This is a genomic window from Vibrio sp. ER1A, assembly GCF_000733315.1.
GTDB classification, from domain to species: domain Bacteria; phylum Pseudomonadota; class Gammaproteobacteria; order Enterobacterales; family Vibrionaceae; genus Vibrio; species Vibrio mediterranei.
On sequence record NZ_JPJA01000086.1, the window covers coordinates 983,199 to 1,005,028 of the forward strand.

Sequence of the window (21,830 nt, forward strand, 5' to 3'; positions counted from 1 at the left end):
GCATGATAAACATTAATCATTATTGGTTATCATTAAGAGACTTCTTCAATAGCTCTGAATAGAACCGGCATCAGAACAAACGTAGATAGTATAATAACAATAGCGTCGGTTAGAATTATCCCTTGATAATTTTCAGTAGAAATTCCAAATAAAGAGAGAACTTCTGGAATCACAATAATTAGCGGATAAACCAGAACAAACACTATAAACACTTCACTAAGTTGGTAAACAAAGTAATTTGAAGCATTCTCAAAGCGCTCATTAAAAACAACAAACTTTATTATTGGTAAAAGTATGCCTAACGCAACGATTAGTACAATAAGGTTGATGATTATAGTCGCTATACCAGATTCTACGGGAATACCAATTAACTCCAGTGCTTTAGTTTCATAACGCGGTAGGTAAATCGAAACAGGACACAATGCTAAAAATGTTAACAAGGATTCTACGATAGATTTTTTATATAGTTCATTACATGACCTAAACGTTTATTCAAAAATCTATTGTAACTAGAATTTAATAAAACTCATTTAGTGTTACTTAATTCATACTTTTAGAATTAATCTTGTATAGTTTGCCAGACTAAATGTAAAAGGCTTAAGTTGTATGTCTCTGATAGTCGCGAAATTGTTACCAAGACCAATATAAATCAATAACTAGTAACCATCATGTTTGAGTGACTAAACTAACGAGATTGTGTCCAAAAGCTTCTTCGAAATTGCTCACAAAGTTCATTGTCCGACGACAATTCTTTGAAATACCCAAACTAATAGTAGGAAAGCAAGACGTGACCCCATTGATTCTTGTCAAAACACTGCCAGTACATGTAACCAGAGCTTCGTGCTCTCGGCCTTTCACAGCAACATTTCAAATAACTTTTTCTGACCATACTTCATTAACGCCCTATAGAACGTTCGTTGTGGAAATTGCTCTATAAAACGCAACGCGATATGAATGTTGTGCCATACTAATTCTCAAACGCACTATCGAAGTATGAGCTGTCATTTTCACTACTAGTTATTTACAGAGGTCATACCATGTTTCCATCACCTTTATTACTATCTCGACAGTTATTACAGCAGTCTAAAAACCTAGTTACACCAACTCAACTGTGTAATGCTTTAGCCGTTATCGACAAAACCTCTACCGCTCTCGTGCCGGTGAAAAACTATAAGCTTAATATTCCAGTCTGCGTGTTTCCTAGGAATATCTTTGAGCAGTATGTGAAATCCAACAGGACACTCGGAAGAAAGACGGTGTTTTCTGGGTTACAGACCGCTGTACATTTGATAGCTTTGGCATAGGCCTGTCACAGCTAAGAATAGAACCCTTATTGGGTATGGACCCAGGTTACTACCCAAGGGACCAAGACTTAGTTATGGTCGTCATCGATAAAGCCGAAGAGGATGACTTTCGATTACCAAGTGGTAGTGAAGGTGGTGCGAATGATAACTGGCGAGAAGGTGGCTATGCTGGTTGGCCACATGCTGGTATGTCGACCCCAGAGAGGGTTGCTAGTTCGAGAAACAGTACACTAGCCGAAATTAGCTCCGCTATGATGTTAGTGCAAGGGCAAGAAAATCCACTCGATGTATCATGTTCAATTGATGATGTATTCAGCCACTTTCAAAAATAGTGCTGTTTAGTCTACGAATCACGTAAAAGAACACATTTCCGAGCAAAGTCCACACCTCCAACAAAAAAGCCCCTCTGATATTCAGAGAGGCTTATCTTTGGAACTCAGAAGTTATCTATTAGAGTTTGTCCCAAGCATCTGACCAATGCACTGTTTCACCCGGTGCATACGATGGGTTTGAGCACCAACCTGTATAAGGCCATGGTTTACATTGGTATAAGCCGCCATCAGAGCCAGTGACGATATCCCCTTCTGCGTAGGTCGCGTTAGGATCGTAAGCCGGATGCTCTCCCGGAGGAGGTGTTACTGATTCATCCACCACTTTAAATCCATGAGTCGCTACTTCCGAGTTGCTGTCGCGGTGGCTCTGAATACAAAGTTACCAGCTTCAATAGCTGACAATGTCACGGTTAACGTCGCTTCGCTATTCACCTGCTGGGTTTGCTCGTATATCTTAGCGCTAGAGCTATCTTCTACTGTAACGGCGACAGAAGCAGATTCACTGGTTTTTATGACTGGGTTTAAAGTAACACTACCACCAGTCAAAGTGTACTGAGAGCTCAACCCATCGATAGTGAAGTCAAAACCTGGCGCTGGCGTTCCGCAACCATTATCATCCACTTTTCGCCATACTCCCCACTCTCCGGTAGTGCCTGGTTCATCACCACGAGTCCACCATTCAGCATGCCACGTTGAGCCATTATGAGAAACGAGATCTCCTTTAGAGTAGGTAGCGCTAACATCCCATGCGTTAGCACAAGAACTGCCATCAGCGACGGTTACCACACGATTTGCTGTAGTGGTTTGACTAGCACTGTCTGTTACCCGGTAAACTAAGTCGTATTTACCTAGTTTGTTTACATCCACGCTGCCTTCTACATGCACTTGAGAGGTTAAGTCACCATCTTCTGCGTCAATGGCTTTTACCCCTTGCATTGGATCAAAGCTGTCGCCCAATTTGATGGTGACGTCGGCGACGCCTTCAAACTCTGGAGCTAAGCTGTACACTTCCACATTACGGCTCTGTTTGGTCTCGTTGCCATCACTGTCTGTCACACTATAAATCAATACATAAGTACCGATGGTGTTAGTGTCGACCGAGCCTTCAACAGAAATGCTATTGGTTAAGTCTCCATCTTCTTTGTCTTTTGCGGTCACGCCTGCATAAGGGTCGAACGCGTTACCATGACGAACACGAACATCAGATACACCACTAAATACAGGCTTACCTTCACTTGGTGGCGGCGGTGTCTGACCATATACAAACGCACCGTAGTCGTTAATAAACTGTTCACCGTAAGCCTGACCTGAAGCGTTGGTGCCCATGTCCCAGTTTACTGACCATGTCATCACACCTCTCAGCGCCTGACCTTGAGCCTTTAGTTGGTTAAACGCGTTATAGAGGTCTTGAGGATCTTGGACAAAACCCGTCGCCGCAGCGTCAATATTGGCAGGAATACCAAATACTAATTTATCGTGCGGAATCTTGTGGAACCCTCGTGTTCCGTTAGCCAGAGAATCCGAGATGTAATAAATAAACTCTTGTTTCAAAGCGTCGTTGTTCTGAGCAATCCAGCCAACGCCGTCCACCCATATCCCATCCCCACCCTGGTTATAAAACTGTGGGTTTATCCAATCGTAGTAGCCTTCTAGTCCAGTGATATAAGGAACGTATTTGCCACCTTCCGTTAGGTAAGGAAACTCTGGGGCCATCGTGATTAGGAAGTTCTTACCTTGCTGCTGGTAGTGCTCTTTTACAATACGTAGCGCAGCAGGAATGACAGTTTGGTTGTCAGAAGCGGTTACCGCCGACTGTTCTAAGTCAATGTCCAAACCATCAAAACCAAACTTGTCAGTCAGTCGAATGATCTCTTGTGCGAATGCTTGTTCATCACCTGTCTTTAATTCGACATGAGCATCAGCACCACCTAACGCGATCAACACTGCTCGGTTTTGCTGATTGAGCTTCTCAATTTGTGCGATAAATTCCGGTTCAGAAAGGCCAATAGCGGGGTCTAGTTTAAAAGTGGGAATACGGCCTTCGCTGGTGTTAAACACCTTCATAAATGAAACGTTGACAACGTTGTACATAGGGTCAACATCATCCAACGTAATACAAGGCGAATTACCACCTTTATAGCCAGCGCCATCACACCAGTTATGCCAATAACCAACTACAACACCAGCTTCCGGGTTCACCATCTCATTCGCTGATGCTGCACTCGCAATACTGCCTAAACCTAGAGCCACAGCAAGATAGAGCGTTTTTTGCTTCATCATATTACCTCTTATTTATTCAATTTCATTACGGGATTCACTCAGCATTTAGATACAGCAACGCATTGAGTTCCGTAGGAATTATATGATTGAAGTAAGAAATTAATCACATGATATACAGATACTTTTTGTATAGATTTTCGATATCGTGATCTTAATTCACGATGAAAAATCAATTAGTGAATAATTCTAGACCAAGGTAATAAAATGAGGCATATAGGCGAAATTTGCTTATATTTTTATCAAAGAGTAGGAAATTTCCACCAAGCAACCTATTGATAGTTTTCTCTAGAAATTAAGTGACAATGGTCAACGTTTGAGCTGAAATTGCTCGTGTTCAGCCAATCGGTAAGTGGGAGGTACTCTTTATTTCTTTTATCGACATATTCGACTGTAGCGCCGTGACACCTTTGACACGTCGCAACTCGCTAAGCCTGTCGTAGTATTGCTCAAGGCTTTGGGCAACTATTTGGACAATGTAATCGGCGCTGCCAGCAATGCAGCTACACATAACCACCCACTCTACCAAACCCACAAACTCTTCAAACGGCTCTGTACTTTCAACATCGTGATTACCTAGCGTTACCAATGTAAAGCCTGACACTTGTAGGTTGAGTTTCTGTCGATTGAGAACCGTTGTGTAGTTGTCGATATAACCCGCTTCTTCAAGTCGTTTCCAACGCCTCCAACATGGCGTTTCACTCAAATTCACTCGTTCAGCAAGTTTATTATTACTAATTCGACCTTCACGTTGAATGATCCGCAGTATGGCAATATCTATATCATCCAACTCATATGTAGCGCTTTCTTTCTTATTCATGGTTAATTTGGAAATTTTCTGCTCAATATGAGTTCGATATTAACGTAAATGGCAATTCTATTTCTAGTGGTTTCGATAAGCTAAATAGTGACCGCAACATTACACTATCAGGGGATTTTATGAGTGCACAATTGCTCTTTGCGTTTATCGTTTTTTCATTTTCTATATCGATAGCACCTGGCGCTGGTAATATCGCGCTACTTAGTTTGTCGAGTCGGTATGGCTTTGTTGCTGTGTTACCTTTCATCGCAGGCAGTGCTTTAGGCGTATCGATTATTCTTGTTGGCTCAAGTCTCGGACTGACAAACCTTTTGAGCTCCGAACCAATGTTATACACAGCGCTAAAAGTACTAGGGACCTGTTACCTACTTTATCTCGCTTGGTCGATTTCAACCCTCAAACTGAGCGATAGTGAGACGGACAAACAAACTGGCTTTTTCAGTGGTACGCTGGTTCAAATTCTGAACCCCAAGGCTTGGGTTGCGTCTTTAACTCTACTGACGCAGTTTCTGCCCGGTCAAAACAGAGTTCTATCGGATGACGCGGTGATTATGGCGATTTTCATTGCAATTGGAGTGTCGTCTATGTGCATTTGGGCATATTGTGGCTCAGCACTCAATAAGCTACTGACATCGCCTAAATACTTCTTGTGGGTCAACCGCGGCCTTGGAGCAAGCTTAGGAATTGTTGCCATTGTGATGGCTGGACAATCTATTTAACCTCAATACAAAACAGCCGTCCCTTGTTCAAGCAGGAGACGGCAGTCAGTTAGAGTGATATCGATTAGCTAACGGTTTTACTAAACCTCAAACTCAATGTCCAAGCAGCGAGCCCGATAATTGCGTACACACTAACATTCATCCAACCGGCGGCTGGAATCGCACTCAACGGATTTGGTGCCAAGATCGCATGTAATGGCAGATAGAAAATGTCCGAAAAGAACTGGTCGACACCATAAAACCCAAACATGGCTATCGGCATCCAGCGCAGTACATAGATTGCAATAAGCATAATCAATAATGGAGAGTTTACTTTTTGCGATATTGCCATAGCGCTAAGGGCCAATGGGAGCAAGAGTACTCCGGCAATCACCATTCTCAAGTAGAAGCCTACCCAACTAAACATAACCGCTAGTAAAGAAGACTGTTTATGTAACAATGCCAATTGATGATCGGTTGAAGTATTGAGCAACCACAACAGAAAATCGGCAAAAAACACCAATATTGAACACACCAGTGGAATCACTAGCAATCCAAAAGCTAACTTAACTAGGTGCGTTTTCACATCACTGACTGGCATACTACGCCAAAACATAATGCTGCCTTCAGTACGTTCTTTACGCAGTGTTCGTGGAAAATACTGAGTACCCAGCAGTATTGATAAAAGCCCCGCACCACCTGCAATCAGCATGTTGACATCGTTAGCCATTTCTTTATGGATGTCACTCACGTCACCACTAAAGTTCATGTGAAAGAACATATTGTGCTGCAAGGTCGAACTGCTCATTAAGCTAATAAACAAAAGTAAACCACAAGCAAATAGGAATAACGGAACTCGCGTTACAAGCGGGTTCTCTATCCACTCTTTACGTAGCATTGCCATAATAGAACGCATTACACCGCCTCCTTTTGCAAAGCCAAAAATAAGTCTGCCAATTTCACGCCGTATACCGCCCCTAGCGTTTCTGCCTGTTCTGAAAAGTGTGAGTGCAGCAACCACTTGGTGCTGCCTAGTCCTTTCTGAGAAGAGAGCGGCTTCATAGCTTCAATTTCAGCGCGATATTCATCGCTAGCATCCAGAATGAAGTAGTCTTCGCTGATGGCTTCCATTGAGCTTTGTAGCACTGTACGCCCTTGTTTAAGAATCAACACATCGGTAAGTAGATGCTCGATTTCACTCACCTCGTGGCTGGCGATAAGTAGTACTCGATCACCATCATGGAACCACTCTAGAAGGTGGCGGTAGAAAGTATCTCGATAAACCAAGTCGAGTCCTAATGTTGGTTCATCTAAAATCAGTATTTGGGTATTGGTCGCAATGACTACCGCTAGGTGCAATTGCACTTTCATACCTTTAGACAAAGCTTTGATTCGAGCACGTGGTTTGATGTCAGTTTGGCGCAGTAGTTCATCTGCTTTACTGCGGTCAAACCCTGTGTGCACCCCTTCGGTGTAATCCAATAACTGCGCCACGGTCATCCACCCAGGAAGCACATTAACATCCGAAATGTACGACAAGCTTTGCATGATCTTGTCACGCTGAGTTATCGGTTCGAATCCATTGATACGGATGGTTCCGTTGTAATCGTGTGCGCCGAGTAAGGCGTTAATGAGTGTCGATTTACCTGCACCGTTGTGTCCAAGCAAACCTAGTACCTGACCAGCCTGTAACTCAAAACTGATATCGTGCAAGCCTTCACCTTGCTTACTATATTGCTTGAATGCATTTTGCACACTGACTAAAGCGCTCATTGGTCACCTTTAATATGGGGTTTAATTTGCTGGACAAACTCGTCTAATGACATATCCAGACGCTGCAAAGTTACAGCAATTTGAGGGATTTGCTGCTCAAGAAAACGGGCTTTTTCATCAGCCAGTAATTTGTTTTTAGCCCCTATCGCCACAAACATGCCTTGGCCACGCTTCTTTTCTACTAGCCCTTCATCTACCAACAACTGATAACCTTTCATTACCGTTAAATGATTAATCTTCATGTCTGCAGAGACATTACGAACTGACGGTAACGGCTCGCCTTCTTGCCATATACCTTGGAGTATTTGTTGAGTAATTTGATCAGCCAACTGACGGAAAATCGGTTGACGATCATGCCAATGCGTCATTAGCGCCCCTTGACTGAAATGGTGTTATATATATGTATAACACCTAAGCTAACAGATTGGAAGGTAATTGTTTTTCACATAGGATTAGTGAAAACAAAGCCCACCTTAGAAAGTGGGCTTTACTCAACTATTTGCGGTCTTGAAGTCGTCACACGGAGACTGTTTTCACCTTTAGACGATTCTTATTATCTCGATTGCTAATAACTTGTTGATGATCGTCGATCGGTCCTAACGACTTGGCCAAACGGTCATACAAGACAACATTGACGGTTGCCGCAAGATTCATGCAGCCATGGGTAGGCACATAAACCACATGGTCGGCTTTATCTACTAGTTCTTGTGGTAATGAGCCATCTTCAGGGCCAAATACATAAACGGCATTGTCTGGATGATTAAATGAAGGAAGCGACGTCGCGCCGACGGCGAACTCGACACAAACAACTGAAACGTTATCTGCGACGTCAGCCGTTAAGTCATTCATCTCAACCAGCTCAATCCGTTCATGGGTGTTTTGCGTGTCCGTTTGAAATCTCACAGCTCGGCTATAACGGGTTCCGTTATAACGAACTTGGGTTGCGTTATAGCACCCTGCTGCTCGCATTACGGCACCGACATTCGTTGGGCTCTTCGGATTGTGTAATCCGATAATGACGGTAGATTCTGTTGTCATTGATAGGGTTCTACTTGGTTTGTCAGATAATAAAAAGCGTACTTTGATGGCGCAGGATTATGCCATAGAAACGTTATTCGTGCTGTTTTTGGTGCGCGTCAATATCTAGTCACCGTTCAGAGTTAGGGGTCTTCCTACTACAACAATATCTTTCCTATACAACAAAACTGGCACCCCAATTCATTTAAACCTCTATTGAGGTGTTTGCCTTTATCATTAAGTATCATTAAATTATTAATTACCGTTAACTTTGATACTTTTTGACAGCCTGAAGTGTGAATTAAGGAATACACTTAACTTCGAACTCACACAAAGGGACACCACAATGAAAGTATTTACTCAGTCAGTATTAGCGCTAAGCCTGTTAGCCATGGGATCAGCACACGCCTTTGAATTAAAAAGTAATGATATTCAAGAAGGCCATCCAATGGCTAAAACCTTTGAATATAACAGTTGGGGTTGTGATGGTGGCAACCAGTCACCGCAACTGACTTGGAGCGACGTTCCAGAGGGAACAAAGAGCTTTGCAATCACCGCCTATGACCCAGATGCCCCAACCGGCAGTGGTTTCTGGCATTGGGTCGCCTTTAATATTCCAGCTTCTGTGACCGAGTTACCGCGAGGTGTGGACATCAAAAAACTAGGGGGCCAAGAGTCTCGAATCGATTATGGTAGTGTTGGATTTGGTGGTGCTTGCCCACCGAAGGCCGATGGTATGCATCGTTACCAATTTACCGTCTGGGCGTTGCCAACAGAGAAGCTCGATCTTAATCAGGACACACCATCTGCGGTTATCGGCTTTACGCTTAATAATATGGCGATAGGCAAAGCAAAACTGACTGCTACTTATACACGCTAACTTATTCAAGGGGGAATGATGAACCATCCATACCAAGTAACGTTATTTCGAGCCGAACAACTTCAACGACTCAGAAATGTGCGGATTCATTCCCCGAGTATTATTCAAATCATTTCTGGCAGTAAGCGACTTTTTTGGAAAGACAATGCCATGGATGTGTCGCACTCTCAATTGCTGCTTTGCGAAGCCTCTGTATCACTCAGCTTTGAAAACCTACCACAGAAAGGACGATTTCTTTCCAGAGTATTCAGTTTCCACTGCTTACCTACACAATCCATGTTAGAGACAAGCAGAAATCGTAGCCAAGAAGACGACCTACCAATCTTAGAAGCGACAAACGCATTACAAGACATACTCAATGCTTTGTTTTCATTTGAACAACACCACATGAGTAACGCAACCCAGAATTTCTGGGTGATGGGGCTTTACCAACAATTAGCGGAATACGGCGCGTTGCATCAGTTGTTCTCTGACTCAGAGACTCGATTTAGTCAAAAACTGAGTCGCTATCTTTCTCATTCCCCAAGCGAAGAACATGCCCTAGAAACCGTCGCACAACATTTCGCTATGAGTCGTGCTACTCTGATTCGTCGGTTAAAACAAGAAGGTACACAGTATCGAGAAGTACTGGCAGAAGTGCGTTTAAACCATGCTCTGTTTTTAATCCAAAACGGCTCTTATAACGTCGCACTATTAGCCCAATCGTGTGGATATCAATCCGAGGGTCGATTCAGCCAACGCTTCAAAGGAAAATTTGGTTTATCACCTCGAGACTATATTAAGACAGTGGCAGTCTAAGCTTGCGAACAGAACCTATAACGTGATCCCATTAACCCTTTAATTTGTGAGGTAATGTTACCCTGCTTACGGTTATTTTTTGCGAGAGGGAAAATTCAAATGCAGCAGGTCCTGATTATCGTCAATGATGCACCTTATGGTTCCGAGAAGCTCTTTAATGCCTTGCGACTCGCCATTCAACTCAATGAGCAAGACAGTCAGAACGTTAAGGTGAATCTATTTTTGCTTTCCGATGCTGTCACTGCAGTCTTACCAAGACAATCCCCGAACGAAGGCTACAACATACAACAAATGCTAGAGATAGTGATTGCCCAAGATAGTGAGGTCAAATTCTGCGGCTCTTGTATTCAGGCGCGCGGATTATCAGGGCTTGATGTTATTGAAGGCTGTGAACTCGCCACAATGGATGATTTGGCAAATTGGGTATTAATGGCGGACAAAACAGTCAGTTTTTAACTAGGTAATCATTCGATTCTGAGCGATAGCTCTACCTAGCTATGCATTGAGAAGGCGCGGCCACCTTCTCAATGCATATATATAACTAAACTCTAAATGCCAGCAATTATTCGGCGTCTTGTTGCGGATTCTGTTCAGCGTTTATCTTCGCGTACGTGTGCAGCAGCTCAGTGAGTATTTTGACCCAGCCAAACGCATCTTGTGGCGGATCAATCAGCAGTTTTTCGACCTGTTCACAGTGCACCTCTAGGGTAATTGCCTGCTCTAAATTGAATGAGATGGCATAGAAATGCCACAAAACAAGTCGTGTCATTCGCTCACTGTTCTGTTTTGCATTTTCAGAATCATCAAATGCCTGTTGAATCTCGCTCAGAGCAATTGCCGTCATTCGCAACGTTGCGTCAAGACGGGCCGACATCATGCGCTCTTCGCTGTCCACTTCTTCTTGTTCAAAGGTAAACAGCTCACTCATAACATCTTCTGGCACCATTCGGCTAATCATTCGAAGGCTGAATTCTTCCAGTTCATGACGAGGCATGGTCACAAGGCAGTTAAAGGTGTAATCACGAAGCATAGTAAGTTGCTCTGGTTAACGATCAAATTGAACCGCGCATTCTAATCAGATTGCAGCAATTTTCCAATTTTTCCTATATTGCGGACCGTTTAGGTAACCCACACTATCAGGACTGCTACGCTAGTTTGTTAGGTTATCCGTCATCGCGTCCGCAACGGCAGCAAACTTGGCCAAGTCTTGCTTATCAATACCCGCCGTCATTTGAAGCAACATCGCTTTATCAATCTCAGCCACTTTACTCATGATGGTTTCACCTGCGGGCGTCAATATCAGGAAGTGGCTTCGCTTGTCTTCAGGGTTTGGAGCTTTCTCCAACAACCCTTCTGAAATCAAAGTATTAATAAGCCTTGTAACCTGAGCTTTATCTCTGCTTAGCAGGTTTGCAATATCAATTGATGTACAAGGTGCTCGCTTAGTAATGATCTTCATTACTCTGATATGCATCGGTGCTACATCACAATCAAGGCTTTCAATTTGTTCACTCATTTGACGCTTCAGCGTATGGACGAGGCGGAAAATCGATTCAAGTGAGGTGTTTTCAGACATAGTGATCCTTAAAAATATAGTTGACATTATCAACCATTATACTTATAGTTGATATTATCAACTTAATTCTAAGCAATTTCAAGACTGGAGAACCTAAATGACGACACAAACAATGCCTGCTTCCCCTGTCACCAATGATGCAAGCACCCCTATCCTATATAAGGTGCTTGTCATTGTCAGTTTGATGACAGTGATTGGAGGAACTCTGACAGGTGTGATGACTTACATGAATGTCGGTTTAGGTGAAACCTTTTACAGCGATTGGTTATCTTCATTTGCCCTAGCCGCTATCGTAATGATGCCTTTCGGGATGGTGATGATGACTTTACTTACTAAGCTCGCCAATCGACTGCTACCGTCAATAAGCGCGACATTTCGTAACCTCATCGTTGGGATAAGTATGGCGGTCGTAATGGAATCGCTATTGGCTTTCGTTACCGCAGCCAACAACATTGGATTTGCTGATATGACAGTATTCACCAATGAATGGTTCAAGGGCTTTATTGCCGCACTGCCTGTTGGCCTAACGATCATGGTCGTTATGTCAATGACAGTGAAACCTAAAATCGAAACCTTCTTAAAAAGCTAGACTTTAGAATAATAATCCCCCTACAGGAGCGCACTATGAATTCACTCAATAGTAAACACAACACTTATCGAATCACTATTGAAGAAACTAATACTAAAGCGGAACGCGAGCTTCAAACCATGACGTTTGAAATCGAGGATAGAGAAGATATGTTTGCCATTGTCGAAAAAATGAAGCAGTCGAGTGGACTGGATGAGCAAGCGGCGACTCGTCTTGGAGTCAGTATCCGTCTATTAGGTCCTTTGATGATGCAAGATCGTAAGCATCCGCTATTCTCTGACTTTATGCCCCACTTCAAAACCTTCATGCAAAATTTGAAGAAGACCATTAAAGGACAATAGTCTTATCCTAGCCTCTCGGTAACGAGAGGCTTTTTGTTTCTCTCCTCATTAAATAAGATTCAACTACGCTTAATACTCTAACAATGACACTTTATTGACGGGGTTAGATATGAGCAAGAAGCTGGAAAATGCCACCAATCTATATATGGAAGGAATTCGCGATGGTCACGTAAGAGAAGCTGTGACCAAATATACAGGAATTCGTTATACCCAGCACAGTACTGGTGTCCGAAATGGAATTGAGGGTTTCGTGGAGTTTTTTGAGCCATTCATTGAACGCTGTCGAGTCAGAGATATCCAGATCATTCGCTCTGTTGTCGACGGACAATATGTTTTTGTTCAAGCTTATCAAGATATCAATAACGGAGAAGCTTATTGGCTCACAACTGACCTATTCGACACCGACCAACACGACAAGAGTTGAGCATTGGGACGTCATTTCTGCCTATCAAAATAATCCGGATGACCAACTCGACCAGGTTAGTGGGCCAACTGAAATCACTGATTTAGAGCACACCGAGTCCAACAAAGAACTAGTACGTCGCTTTCTTTGTGATGTGATGGTTCTTGGTCAAACGGAATCAAAAGACAACTACATCACCTTCGACGATATTCCCATTCATGCCTCCTCGAACGTGGTTCACCCATCAAAACTCATCGGCGCTTACAACCAAGTATTTAAAATCATCGGACAGGGTGATACGGTGGTGGCGTACAGTCGCGTAATCCATCAAAAACAAGAGTATGCGCGCTTTGAGATATTCAGAGTGAGTAATGCGAAAATAGTCGAAATTTGGATCAATGAAGAGCCTATTCCACCAAAGCATGAGTGGGTCAACGGCGGTAAATTCTAATCGCAGAACAGCACAGTTATCAGTGTACGAGGTAAACAGATGTCAAAAACAACCAAACTTGAGAACGAAGACAAGTTATTCAAAAAGGCATTGGAAGTTGGCTGCAAAATGGCAGCAATGCAGGGATATCCCATTCAGGATCAATCAGCGACACCAGCAACGAAAGCAAAAGCTCTCTATCACTTTCTCGTAGAAGTGAAACAAATCGTCCCTCTCCCGGAAGACAAAGAAGATGGACCTCACATCAAAAAACGACTCGCCATTTGGCTTCACAGTGCCTTACCTGACAATGACCCTCTGAAATAACGAATACGTCATGGAGCACTCTCTTTTTATAAGCTCCATGACATCTTTTCTATTGCTCTAACTCATCTTCTATCCAAACATTTCTAAAATCTGGCCACGACCAATCCGTAATGGATACTCCCTGCAACACTCCTTTCCAACGCAGTGTCTGTCTGTGGTGAAACAGCGGTGTGAGCCAGTTCTGATAATGCATCGTTGTGGCAATAGACTCTAGCTTCGCTAAATACTGAGTTACTTGGCTACTTTCACGAAGGCTGATCATTTCTGCCCTTAGCCACGCAGATGCATCGTCCGATAAACCTTGGTGTAAGATAGAATCTGACATCAACCATCGATACACAGAAATCGGCAAGTTGTCATCTACATTAAAACTGGCAATCACTAAAGGCTCACTGAGCTGACGGTGTTGCGACAACTTATGCATTTCTTCTAGCGAGTAGACATTGATGGTGCAGTCTATACCCATTTGGTTCAAAGTATGTTTCATCACCTGAGCACAATCTTTTATTACCAGATGGTCGTAGACTGCTATATCCAGACAACTTGGAAGCGATGCCGGCTCTGGTTGACAAGGTTTAATCTGTGTCCAACTAGGTAGAAAGTTGTGAGCTGGAATCGAGGCCATTAACAGTTCTGACAATTGATCATGCTGTAGTATCGTTTCAGGTGAGAGCACACTCGCCAACCAACGTCGCTGTGCGAGGGTTAACTGTTGCTGACTGGCTATATTGAACAACATATACAGGCAACCATTTTCGATTCTGGTCTGGGTACTTTCCTGAACATCACTGCGGTTTTCTATTAAATAGTCAGGCCGATCTAGAAGATTAGGCTGATCATAATGACCTAACTGAATGCGTTCACTTGGTGTATTGGCTAATTGCCAAATCGTCACAGTGTCGGTTAAAGAACGCAGACCAAAATAAAAGTCGTGCGCTTGTAACCTTAAACGCTCGTCCGATTGCTCAACGACTTGGAAAGCTCCAGAGCCGTCTATGGTTGCTACTATGGGGGAACTGATTTGCTTAGGAGGTTGAATAGAATAGCGCAAGTCAGAGAGCAATGCTGCAAAGCCTAGATCTGGACTACTAAGTTCAAACGTCACACTTTGCTTTGTAAAGGAGATAGCCACCACATGCGACAGTTCTACGCGGTATTCTGGAAGCCCGCGCAACTGCTCAAACAGCTCTTTGATGAGTGCGGCGGTGATAACCTCACCGGAATGAAATTTAAGTTGCGGGCGAATATAAAAGCGCCAAATGGTAGCATCTTCATTGCTGGTCCACGCGTGAGAGAGCTGAGGGGTTAACTGCCCTTCTTTGTCACACCCTGTCAAACAAGCATAAACCTGCCTTACTAAGAATCGCTCGCTGTTTCTCAATGGAGTGTGAGGCAACAGTTCATCGAATACGCGTTGATACGTTAGTTGAATATGCAGCTGATCTTCACGAACGATCGCGCCTGAAGTTTGGCGCAGTAAAGCGGCAAACTGCTGTTGGTCATCTTCGAGGAACGTCATCGCATTTTCATAGTATCCAGCTTCAATCTGCACTCGAGCTAATACTTGGCGAATTTCGGCACGTTCAAAAGCAAGGTGTATTACCGAGCGCTGATTTCGCCCGACTTTGGGCTGCCAGGTAAGCCATTGTCGCTGTTGAAGCTCTTGCAACAAGGTGCGGCTGTGACGAGTCGTAGTACAAAGTTTTTCTGCCACCTCAGACAGAGAAATAAACACATCACATTTGGTTCCTAGAGGCAGTAAACGTTCATAATAATGCAGTGCGCGTTGGTCTTTCATTTCATCCCTCAATTACCGAAGAGTGCTGATTTCGAAGCACAATCAGGAAAATTACGATACATTTTCTTCCTCATTTAAATCCCATCACCTCTATTTAGCACTAAAATTCGCTAATAAACACATATTGAGGAAGATTATACAAAAACATTCACTCTTTATTCATTCCTCATATTAATCAATACTAGGTCTATAGTAGTTTTACTTACAGATTGTTGCTTGCAGCAAGCTCATTAGCGACAAATCCAAATCAATAAAGCAAATAAGCTTAGAGGTTTCATATGACTCAATTTCCGGATAACTTTCTGTGGGGTGGTGCCATTGCTGCCAACCAAGTTGAAGGCTCTTATAACCTTGATGGCAAAGGACTCTCGACCTCAGACATGCTGCCTTCAGGCATTTTGAGTCCTCATCAAACTCGCGATGAACGTACTCCTGGTATCAAAGATCTTGCTATCGACTTCTACAACCGTTATCCAGAAGACATTGCGCTTTTTGATGAGATGGGCTTTAACTGCTTGAGACTTTCTATCGCTTGGACTCGCATTTTTCCAAATGGTGACGACACACAGCCAAACGAAGCGGGACTCGCTTATTACGACCGTCTATTTGATGAGTTAGCGAAGTACAACATGACACCATTCGTAACCTTGTCTCACTACGAGATGCCTTACGCGTTAGTAGAAAACTACGGCGGCTGGGGTAATCGAAAACTGATTGAGATGTTTGAACGTTACGTTACAACAGTGTTTGAACGTTACAAAGACAAAGTGAAACTGTGGCTGACATTCAACGAAATCAACATGTCATTGCACGCACCTTTTACCGGTGTAGGTTTGCAAGAAGATGCTACAGAACAAGAAATCTATCAGGCTATCCATCATCAGTTGGTCGCCAATGCCAAAGCGGTAAAACTGTGCCAAAAGATCGTTCCAGATGGCAAGATCGGTAACATGCTGTTAGGCGCGTTGAACTACCCGTACACGTGCAACCCTGATGACGTGATCGCTGCGATGCACGAAAATAACAAATGGCTCTTCTTTGGAGATGTACAAACTCGTGGTCAATACCCAGGCTACATGTTGCGTTACTTCCGTGAAAACCAAATTGAACTCGATATTCACGACGGAGATCTAGAGACCATCGCACAAGCGTCAGTCGACTTCATTTCGTTTAGCTATTACGCCAGCGGCTGTGCAAGTGCCGATCCAAAGCAAAAAGAAGTGGGTAACATCGTTGACAGTGTACCGAACCCATATCTGGAGAAAAGCCAGTGGGGTTGGTTGATCGATCCGAAAGGACTGCGCATTTTACTTAACTTCCTGCACGACCGATACCAAAAGCCGTTGTTTATTGTAGAAAATGGTTTAGGAGCAAGAGACGAAATTGATGCGAATGGCAACATTGAAGATGACTACCGCATCCAGTACCTAAATGACCATTTAGTACAAGCGAGAGAAGCGATTGAAGATGGTGTTGAACTAATGGGATTCACTAGTTGGGGTCCTATCGATCTTGTAGCGAACTCCACCGCAGAAATGAGTAAGCGTTACGGTTTCATTTATGTCGACCGTCATGATGACGGCAACGGCACACTAGAACGTAAGCGTAAAAAAAGCTTCCATTGGTATCAAGAAGTGATTAAAACCCAAGGTAAATCACTAAGCGAATAACCCAAAAGAAAAAAGCCAGACAACTCGTCTGGCTTTTGTTTGCGCGCTTTTTAAGGCAGCGCCAACACCTTTTGTTTTAGCAAAGTGACAGGCACTCGCAGTATACGCATATTGGAACTATTGGTTTCGACAATCACAATTGCTGTTTCAGCATCAAGTTGATAAATATCTGAATAAGCCGATGCACCTTCGACCAATTGAATTGGACCTTTCCAGCTGTTGCCCTCGTCAAAACTAAACCATAAACCTAAGTCTTGACGATTGCTCGCTCCAAACGGACTACCTTGGGGATTGGTGAACAGCAGATATCGACTACCATCCGCTTCTTCGAAGCGAGTAATTGAAGCGTCGACGGTTCCAGAGCTTATACCTGGGAAAACATCGGCATTGTTACCGCTGAGCATAGCCCATGTTTTACCGCCATCTTCACTCAAGAACTGTTGACGCGAACCGTAATTAACACCACTTACGGTCTTGTTAAAATCAAGGCGTGCAGTCAAGAGCAAATGACCATTATCTAGTTCAACAAGATCCGATTCACTCGGCTCAAGCGTTTCCAAACTGCTCGCACTCTTCCAACGATAAGGAAGCGGTAAGCTTGCCCCTGTTTGCCAGTTTTTACTACCGTCGTCACTGTACACAGACATGACGTTTAAGAAGTATCGGTCTAGTGTAATAGCGGGATATATTAGGCGTCCATTATGACTACCAGCAATCGCTTGCTGTCGTTCAAGCTGGATCCCGTGACCAGGCCCAGGGTTCACACTGGCGTGTCCGTAAAAGCTCATGGTATTGCCGGACTTCTGTTTGCTCCAACCTAATTGTTCTAGGTCAGTCGTGGTACTCGCTGGATCTTGTTGAGCTAAATAAGCCGCATCTAGGCTAACCAAGGTCACGCCTGATTGCTCAAGAGCGATATCCTGTAGATGAATTCGGCCATCAACACTGCTGTCTGCGTTACCAAACTCCACAAGATTGCTACTCGACGTTTCACCTGACCAACTAGCCAGAGTATTGCCATCGACCAATAGAGACGCTTGATTACTCAGGGCTGAATAGGCAATTTGGTATTGATGAAAACCATACACATCACCACTACTTAGCGCGACAACAACAGGCGAAGACTCACCATTTAATTGCGCGGTAAGCTGTCCTGACGGGTCTACAGCAAACGTCACCACAAAAGTACGAGCTCCATCTGCCGCCTGTATTCGGTTGGCAGCACCGTCAAAGATTCGTAGAGTGGCATTCAACTGCCAGTCCTGATTACTGTTTAGAGTGGCTGATTTACTGTAGAGCTCTGAACCTCCCCAACCTGCAATTTGATAGCTGTGCTCCTTCACTTGATGAGTCACATCCACCGGAGCCAGCCAATTTGAAGTAGCGATATCGTAGGTACTGTAGAAGACCCCACTTGGCATCCATGACTTGATCTTATCGCCATTCTGCGCGGCGTCAGTCGGCCAACGGACATAAGAAACAATAACACTGTCAGACGCTGAATCGTAAATAGGACGAGGATCAGAGAAATCATAGTCGTCGTTAGCGTTGATCTGCTCGGTTAAGTTCAATTCAGTATTCCATGTCACCCCTGAGTCGGTAGAGACGCGAGTAATAATATCATTGGTGTTGGCGGTTGAACCTGGGTCACCTCCCCCCACTCGTTTCTCTGCAAAGGCTGTCACCACACCGGGTGTTTCTGTGCTCGCAACTAGAGATGGTATGCGATCGGGGCCGTTGAAAATCACATCGCCTTGCACTTCGAACTCTATATTCTTGTATGCTGAGACACCATCGGTATAGGTTGAGCCGTTACCCCACACCAACATATTTTGTGACGTTGGTGAAGGAGATATCTGATCGAGAATTAGCTGTCCATCGAAGTAAAAGCTCGCATTAGGGTTATCCCCCGGGTGAAAGACCAATTCGTACTTATGGTAGTCCGTTGCCGCCGCGCCTGTCGCCAGTACAGTAGTACCACTTCGACCTTCAAACTCCACCACCAGCTCACCAGCACTGTTTATGGATAATATTGGCAACACACGCTGACTGCCATCGGCGTAATAGTTGGTGATCATGCCGCCACTAACCACGCGCATTTCAGTCGATAACCTCCAGCCGTAGTTCGTTGCTTGACTCTTTAACGCGTCAGATAACACCGTTTTCCACTGTGCTCGTCCGCCTTCACCTTGTGCGACCCATGCTGTTACCCCATCTACTGTTGATAGCGCACCACTACCACTTTGGCTATGATCTGCAATCCAGCCTTGTTCACTTGGCTGATCTTTGACGGGGTCAGTTGTTGCCATGTAATCAAACAGCTCTGCGTTTGCCAGCGGAGCGGTACCTATTGCCATAACGAGCCAAACTGCTTGTCGGTTTTTCCTAAAAACCATATTTGTTCCCTTCTGTCTAAATCCAAACTAACTCATGGTGTTACTTTGCGACAACGACTCGACAACGCTCTGAATCACAACAAAGTAGGCCTGAATAAAAAACTGAGTGACGCAAAATGGTCACTAGCATGTCATACAGCCTAGTTTACCTTTGCATTAATAAAAATTTACTTCATCGATCAAGATCGCAAAAAAATATATTTTCATTTAATAACTAAAAGGACAATAGCAACGTTTAGAAGGTAACGAAAATGCGCCCAGATCCACTAAGGGCGCACCAATTAGCTGTGTGCTTGAGTGCTGTCTCGAATGATAACTTGCACAGGGGGGATGTCGTAATTTGGTTTATTGCCACTGATAAGATCGAGTAGATATCTGACACCGATCTCACCCATTTCTGCAAATGGTTGGCGTACTGTAGTTAGACGAGGAATGTAGTATTCATCAATAGGAAGGTCATCAAAACCAATTACCGAAACATCGTCAGGGACTCGTAAACCGTACTGATGCAATGCTTGAATTACGCCAAACGCACTATGATCATTAGCTGCAAATATTGCAGTGGGCTTGGCACCGCCCTTTAATGCAGTCGTAAGGTTTTGGAAAGCATTTCTTGATTCAAAGTGACCGTCGATAACCATACCGGGTTCTGCCACTAACCCTGCATTTTTCAGCGAGCGCAAATAACCAGCAATACGGTTCTCAGAATCAATATTGCCACTTGGTCCCGTCAAATGCATGATTTTCTTATGACCTAGCTGAACCAAATGGTTAGTGGCAAGATATCCCCCCATTTCATTATCAACGTTTATGAGAGGCAAAATTCCTTTACCTCTACGACACATCAATAATGTCGGGATCTTCCCTGTTAGTGCTGCGATATCTTCTTCTGCCAAATCACCGCCGACAACGATAATGCCATCCACTTGCCGTGAAACCAGATCTTGAAGCTCGTGACGTTCACGACTTTGTTCCCAGTTCGTGGTTTCGATAATAATATCGTAACTGTGGTTACGCATTCTACGATCCATGCCATATAGGATGCGGCTTACATAAGGGGTATCAAATGAAGGTGCAACAACACCGATCTTCATGTTTCGCTTTGTCTTAGGCTGGGCTTTACGACCTTTAGGTTTAAAACCAAGGTCAAAGATAGCCTTTTCGATGGTGTCGACTTTGTCTTTAGCGATGAAGGTCGTTCGATTTAAATAACGTGAGACGGTGCTTGGCGAAACGCCAGCTTTTCTAGCAACGTCGTATATGGTGGCTTTTTTCTCTTTCATATGGCCGATTTCACCGCATTCCTTTGTGTACTATTTCGGACAATTACCTCCACAGGAGGGACTTGGTAGTTTGGCTTAATTCCACTAATCAAATCAAGAGCATAACGTATCGCAATAGATCCCATGATTTCGAGTGGCTGTTTAACCGTGGTGAGTTGTGGAATTAGGTAGCTGGAAAATGGCAGATCATCAAAACCTATGAGTGAAATGTCATCCGGAACAGAATAGCCTTTTTGATGTAATGCCTGAATTGCTCCATAAGCACTTTCATCATTAGACGCGAAGATAGCCGTAAACCCAATCCCTTGCTCTATTGTCTCTTTAACCACTTCAAGCGACTGCTCTGACTTAAATTCACCTTCAACAATCAACTCATCCAGCACTTCGATTCCCGCTTTTTCCAAACTGCGTTTATACCCAACTACCCGCTCATCAGAATCGTTGTTACCGATGGCTCCGCGAAGATGAAGGATTCTGGTGTGACCTAACTGAATCAAATGATTGGTCGCTAAGTACCCACCAAGCTCATTATCGACTAAGACTTGAGGAATACCAGTAATGCTATCTGTAGGAGCTAGATAGACCGGACTTCCCAGTAGTAACACCGGCGTTTTGCCAAGGATCGTTTTTACTTCAGCATCATTGAGGTAGCTACCAATTAACACAATAGCATCGGCATTTCGCTGCTTAAACTGTTTGAGGATTTCAGTTTCGCGGGCTTTATTCCAATGACTCGTTTCAACAATGATCTGGTATGAGTGGTTGAGCACAGTACTGTCCATGCCCTTTAATATTCTTGCGATATGTGGACTATCAAATGATGCAGCGACAACCCCAATCGACATACTGCGCTTGGTAATAGGTTGCGATTTTCGAGATTTACTTTTGAACCCAGACTCAAACATCGCTTCTTCGATAGCACGCACTTTATCTTTAGCAATGAAGCTGGTTCGATTTAAGTAACGAGAAACAGTACTAGGAGAGACACCCGCTCGTCTTGCTACCTCGGTTAAGGTAACTTTGCTTTCCTTTTCTTTTTTCATGGTCCTACCAACATCAGCGCCCATAAAAAAAGCGCCTAAACATAGACGCTTTATAACTTACTCGAAACGGTAGGG

General features: G+C 43.8%; 23 protein-coding genes and 1 pseudogene. 11 read left to right on the forward strand and 13 right to left on the reverse strand.

Translation table 11 applies throughout. The features are described from left to right. Positions 1-32 precede the first annotated feature (32 nt). Complete coding sequence (locus HW45_RS11430) at positions 33-440, reverse strand: hypothetical protein (protein ID WP_038227060.1); 408 nt, start codon at positions 438-440, stop codon at positions 33-35. A gap of 893 nt (positions 441-1,333) precedes the next feature. Between HW45_RS11430 and HW45_RS11435 the strand changes: the two genes are divergently transcribed. Continuing rightward, a complete protein-coding gene (locus HW45_RS11435; RefSeq protein ID WP_152559663.1) occupies positions 1,334-1,636 on the forward strand; it encodes a hypothetical protein in 303 nt (100 codons plus the stop codon). A gap of 118 nt (positions 1,637-1,754) precedes the next feature. Here HW45_RS11435 and HW45_RS11445 read toward each other — a convergent pair. Both HW45_RS11445 and HW45_RS11450 read right to left on the reverse strand, forming a co-directional pair. After that, positions 1,755-3,916, reverse strand: a pseudogene (locus tag HW45_RS11445) (immunoglobulin-like domain-containing protein). Between the two features lie 334 nt (positions 3,917-4,250). Then, positions 4,251-4,733 carry an Lrp/AsnC family transcriptional regulator gene (locus HW45_RS11450; protein ID WP_031494763.1) on the reverse strand — a complete coding sequence of 161 codons (483 nt, stop codon included), beginning with the start codon at positions 4,731-4,733 and terminating at the stop codon, positions 4,251-4,253. A gap of 119 nt (positions 4,734-4,852) precedes the next feature. Between HW45_RS11450 and HW45_RS11455 the strand changes: the two genes are divergently transcribed. Continuing rightward, complete coding sequence (locus tag HW45_RS11455; protein WP_038227063.1) at positions 4,853-5,452, forward strand: LysE family translocator; 600 nt, start codon at positions 4,853-4,855, stop codon at positions 5,450-5,452. A 64-nt stretch (positions 5,453-5,516) separates the two neighbouring features. On the opposite strand, the gene HW45_RS11460 is transcribed toward HW45_RS11455, so the two are convergent. The 4 genes from HW45_RS11460 to HW45_RS11475 all read right to left on the reverse strand — a co-directional run bounded on the left by HW45_RS11460 (position 5,517) and on the right by HW45_RS11475 (position 8,242). Then, entirely contained in the window at positions 5,517-6,347 is an 831-nt protein-coding gene (locus HW45_RS11460; RefSeq protein WP_038227064.1) for a hypothetical protein, read from the reverse strand. Then, positions 6,347-7,204: an ABC transporter ATP-binding protein gene (locus HW45_RS11465; protein WP_038227065.1), complete on the reverse strand. Its 858-nt coding sequence runs from the start codon at positions 7,202-7,204 to the stop codon at positions 6,347-6,349. The genes HW45_RS11460 and HW45_RS11465 overlap by 1 nt, the downstream gene beginning before the upstream one ends. Continuing rightward, positions 7,201-7,572 (reverse strand): GntR family transcriptional regulator, encoded by a 372-nt coding sequence (locus HW45_RS11470; RefSeq protein WP_006069497.1) that lies wholly within the window; start codon positions 7,570-7,572, stop codon positions 7,201-7,203. Before HW45_RS11470 ends, HW45_RS11465 begins: the two co-directional genes overlap by 4 nt. Positions 7,573-7,720: 148 nt before the next feature. Then, a complete protein-coding gene (locus HW45_RS11475) occupies positions 7,721-8,242 on the reverse strand; it encodes an RNA methyltransferase (protein ID WP_038227066.1) in 522 nt (173 codons plus the stop codon). 325 nt (positions 8,243-8,567) lie between these two features. Between HW45_RS11475 and HW45_RS11480 the strand changes: the two genes are divergently transcribed. The 3 genes from HW45_RS11480 to HW45_RS11490 all read left to right on the forward strand — a co-directional run bounded on the left by HW45_RS11480 (position 8,568) and on the right by HW45_RS11490 (position 10,355). Further along, the gene (locus HW45_RS11480; RefSeq protein WP_038227067.1) at positions 8,568-9,101 is read left to right on the forward strand and encodes a YbhB/YbcL family Raf kinase inhibitor-like protein; all 534 of its coding nucleotides are present in this window, start codon (positions 8,568-8,570) and stop codon (positions 9,099-9,101) included. 18 nt (positions 9,102-9,119) lie between these two features. Beyond that, positions 9,120-9,899: a helix-turn-helix transcriptional regulator gene (locus tag HW45_RS11485; protein ID WP_006069494.1), complete on the forward strand. Its 780-nt coding sequence runs from the start codon at positions 9,120-9,122 to the stop codon at positions 9,897-9,899. Between the two features lie 99 nt (positions 9,900-9,998). Continuing rightward, on the forward strand, positions 9,999-10,355 hold the full coding sequence (locus HW45_RS11490) for a DsrE/DsrF/TusD sulfur relay family protein (RefSeq protein ID WP_038227068.1): 357 nt from the start codon (positions 9,999-10,001) through the stop codon (positions 10,353-10,355). A 106-nt stretch (positions 10,356-10,461) separates the two neighbouring features. Here HW45_RS11490 and HW45_RS11495 read toward each other — a convergent pair whose 3' ends face one another. Together HW45_RS11495 and HW45_RS11500 are read right to left on the reverse strand one after the other, a co-directional pair. Continuing rightward, positions 10,462-10,929, reverse strand: a complete 468-nt coding sequence (locus tag HW45_RS11495; protein ID WP_006069492.1) for a hypothetical protein — start codon at positions 10,927-10,929, stop codon at positions 10,462-10,464. A gap of 120 nt (positions 10,930-11,049) precedes the next feature. Then, positions 11,050-11,475, reverse strand: coding sequence for a MarR family winged helix-turn-helix transcriptional regulator (locus HW45_RS11500; RefSeq protein WP_006069491.1), 426 nt, complete (start codon positions 11,473-11,475; stop codon positions 11,050-11,052). A 97-nt stretch (positions 11,476-11,572) separates the two neighbouring features. Here HW45_RS11500 and HW45_RS11505 point away from each other — a divergent pair, with 97 nt between their 5' ends. From HW45_RS11505 to HW45_RS11520, 5 genes are all read left to right on the forward strand, one after another. Next, entirely contained in the window at positions 11,573-12,064 is a 492-nt protein-coding gene (locus HW45_RS11505) for a DUF2798 domain-containing protein (RefSeq protein ID WP_006069490.1), read from the forward strand. A gap of 35 nt (positions 12,065-12,099) precedes the next feature. Further along, complete coding sequence (locus tag HW45_RS11510) at positions 12,100-12,405, forward strand: DUF3861 domain-containing protein (RefSeq protein WP_006069489.1); 306 nt, start codon at positions 12,100-12,102, stop codon at positions 12,403-12,405. A gap of 109 nt (positions 12,406-12,514) precedes the next feature. After that, positions 12,515-12,829, forward strand: coding sequence for a hypothetical protein (locus HW45_RS29985; RefSeq protein WP_235225455.1), 315 nt, complete (start codon positions 12,515-12,517; stop codon positions 12,827-12,829). Further along, positions 12,741-13,259 carry a nuclear transport factor 2 family protein gene (locus HW45_RS11515; protein WP_235225456.1) on the forward strand — a complete coding sequence of 173 codons (519 nt, stop codon included), beginning with the start codon at positions 12,741-12,743 and terminating at the stop codon, positions 13,257-13,259. Before HW45_RS29985 ends, HW45_RS11515 begins: the two co-directional genes overlap by 89 nt. Before the next feature lie 39 nt (positions 13,260-13,298). After that, on the forward strand, positions 13,299-13,565 hold the full coding sequence (locus HW45_RS11520) for a DUF5062 family protein (RefSeq protein ID WP_031494115.1): 267 nt from the start codon (positions 13,299-13,301) through the stop codon (positions 13,563-13,565). A 49-nt stretch (positions 13,566-13,614) separates the two neighbouring features. On the opposite strand, the gene HW45_RS11525 is transcribed toward HW45_RS11520, so the two are convergent. Beyond that, positions 13,615-15,363 carry an SgrR family transcriptional regulator gene (locus HW45_RS11525; protein ID WP_038227069.1) on the reverse strand — a complete coding sequence of 583 codons (1,749 nt, stop codon included), beginning with the start codon at positions 15,361-15,363 and terminating at the stop codon, positions 13,615-13,617. Between the two features lie 278 nt (positions 15,364-15,641). Between HW45_RS11525 and HW45_RS11530 the strand changes: the two genes are divergently transcribed. Next, on the forward strand, positions 15,642-17,033 hold the full coding sequence (locus HW45_RS11530) for a glycoside hydrolase family 1 protein (protein WP_038227070.1): 1,392 nt from the start codon (positions 15,642-15,644) through the stop codon (positions 17,031-17,033). A gap of 50 nt (positions 17,034-17,083) precedes the next feature. Here the strand turns inward: HW45_RS11530 and HW45_RS11535 are convergent, their stop codons facing one another. The 3 genes from HW45_RS11535 to HW45_RS11545 form a co-directional block, all read right to left on the reverse strand. Further along, positions 17,084-19,429: an exo-alpha-sialidase gene (locus HW45_RS11535; RefSeq protein ID WP_038227071.1), complete on the reverse strand. Its 2,346-nt coding sequence runs from the start codon at positions 19,427-19,429 to the stop codon at positions 17,084-17,086. A 281-nt stretch (positions 19,430-19,710) separates the two neighbouring features. Beyond that, positions 19,711-20,712, reverse strand: a complete 1,002-nt coding sequence (locus tag HW45_RS11540; protein WP_006069483.1) for a LacI family DNA-binding transcriptional regulator — start codon at positions 20,710-20,712, stop codon at positions 19,711-19,713. After that, on the reverse strand, positions 20,709-21,755 hold the full coding sequence (locus HW45_RS11545) for a substrate-binding domain-containing protein (protein ID WP_038227758.1): 1,047 nt from the start codon (positions 21,753-21,755) through the stop codon (positions 20,709-20,711). The genes HW45_RS11540 and HW45_RS11545 overlap by 4 nt, the downstream gene beginning before the upstream one ends. Positions 21,756-21,830 lie beyond the last annotated feature (75 nt).

What these genes read in the sequence shown, in the direction of transcription:
- HW45_RS11450 (WP_031494763.1), bottom strand. Translation starts at nt 4,733, where the DNA reads ATGAATAAGAAAGAAAGCGCTACATATGAGTTGGATGATATAGATATT.
- HW45_RS11455 (WP_038227063.1), top strand. Translation starts at nt 4,853, where the DNA reads ATGAGTGCACAATTGCTCTTTGCGTTTATCGTTTTTTCATTTTCTATA.
- HW45_RS11460 (WP_038227064.1), bottom strand. Translation starts at nt 6,347, where the DNA reads ATGCGTTCTATTATGGCAATGCTACGTAAAGAGTGGATAGAGAACCCG.
- HW45_RS11465 (WP_038227065.1), bottom strand. Translation starts at nt 7,204, where the DNA reads ATGAGCGCTTTAGTCAGTGTGCAAAATGCATTCAAGCAATATAGTAAG.
- HW45_RS11470 (WP_006069497.1), bottom strand. Translation starts at nt 7,572, where the DNA reads ATGACGCATTGGCATGATCGTCAACCGATTTTCCGTCAGTTGGCTGAT.
- HW45_RS11475 (WP_038227066.1), bottom strand. Translation starts at nt 8,242, where the DNA reads ATGACAACAGAATCTACCGTCATTATCGGATTACACAATCCGAAGAGC.
- HW45_RS11480 (WP_038227067.1), top strand. Translation starts at nt 8,568, where the DNA reads ATGAAAGTATTTACTCAGTCAGTATTAGCGCTAAGCCTGTTAGCCATG.
- HW45_RS11485 (WP_006069494.1), top strand. Translation starts at nt 9,120, where the DNA reads ATGAACCATCCATACCAAGTAACGTTATTTCGAGCCGAACAACTTCAA.
- HW45_RS11490 (WP_038227068.1), top strand. Translation starts at nt 9,999, where the DNA reads ATGCAGCAGGTCCTGATTATCGTCAATGATGCACCTTATGGTTCCGAG.
- HW45_RS11495 (WP_006069492.1), bottom strand. Translation starts at nt 10,929, where the DNA reads ATGCTTCGTGATTACACCTTTAACTGCCTTGTGACCATGCCTCGTCAT.
- HW45_RS11500 (WP_006069491.1), bottom strand. Translation starts at nt 11,475, where the DNA reads ATGTCTGAAAACACCTCACTTGAATCGATTTTCCGCCTCGTCCATACG.
- HW45_RS11505 (WP_006069490.1), top strand. Translation starts at nt 11,573, where the DNA reads ATGACGACACAAACAATGCCTGCTTCCCCTGTCACCAATGATGCAAGC.
- HW45_RS11510 (WP_006069489.1), top strand. Translation starts at nt 12,100, where the DNA reads ATGAATTCACTCAATAGTAAACACAACACTTATCGAATCACTATTGAA.
- HW45_RS29985 (WP_235225455.1), top strand. Translation starts at nt 12,515, where the DNA reads ATGAGCAAGAAGCTGGAAAATGCCACCAATCTATATATGGAAGGAATT.
- HW45_RS11520 (WP_031494115.1), top strand. Translation starts at nt 13,299, where the DNA reads ATGTCAAAAACAACCAAACTTGAGAACGAAGACAAGTTATTCAAAAAG.
- HW45_RS11525 (WP_038227069.1), bottom strand. Translation starts at nt 15,363, where the DNA reads ATGAAAGACCAACGCGCACTGCATTATTATGAACGTTTACTGCCTCTA.
- HW45_RS11530 (WP_038227070.1), top strand. Translation starts at nt 15,642, where the DNA reads ATGACTCAATTTCCGGATAACTTTCTGTGGGGTGGTGCCATTGCTGCC.
- HW45_RS11535 (WP_038227071.1), bottom strand. Translation starts at nt 19,429, where the DNA reads ATGGTTTTTAGGAAAAACCGACAAGCAGTTTGGCTCGTTATGGCAATA.
- HW45_RS11540 (WP_006069483.1), bottom strand. Translation starts at nt 20,712, where the DNA reads ATGAAAGAGAAAAAAGCCACCATATACGACGTTGCTAGAAAAGCTGGC.
- HW45_RS11545 (WP_038227758.1), bottom strand. Translation starts at nt 21,755, where the DNA reads ATGAAAAAAGAAAAGGAAAGCAAAGTTACCTTAACCGAGGTAGCAAGA.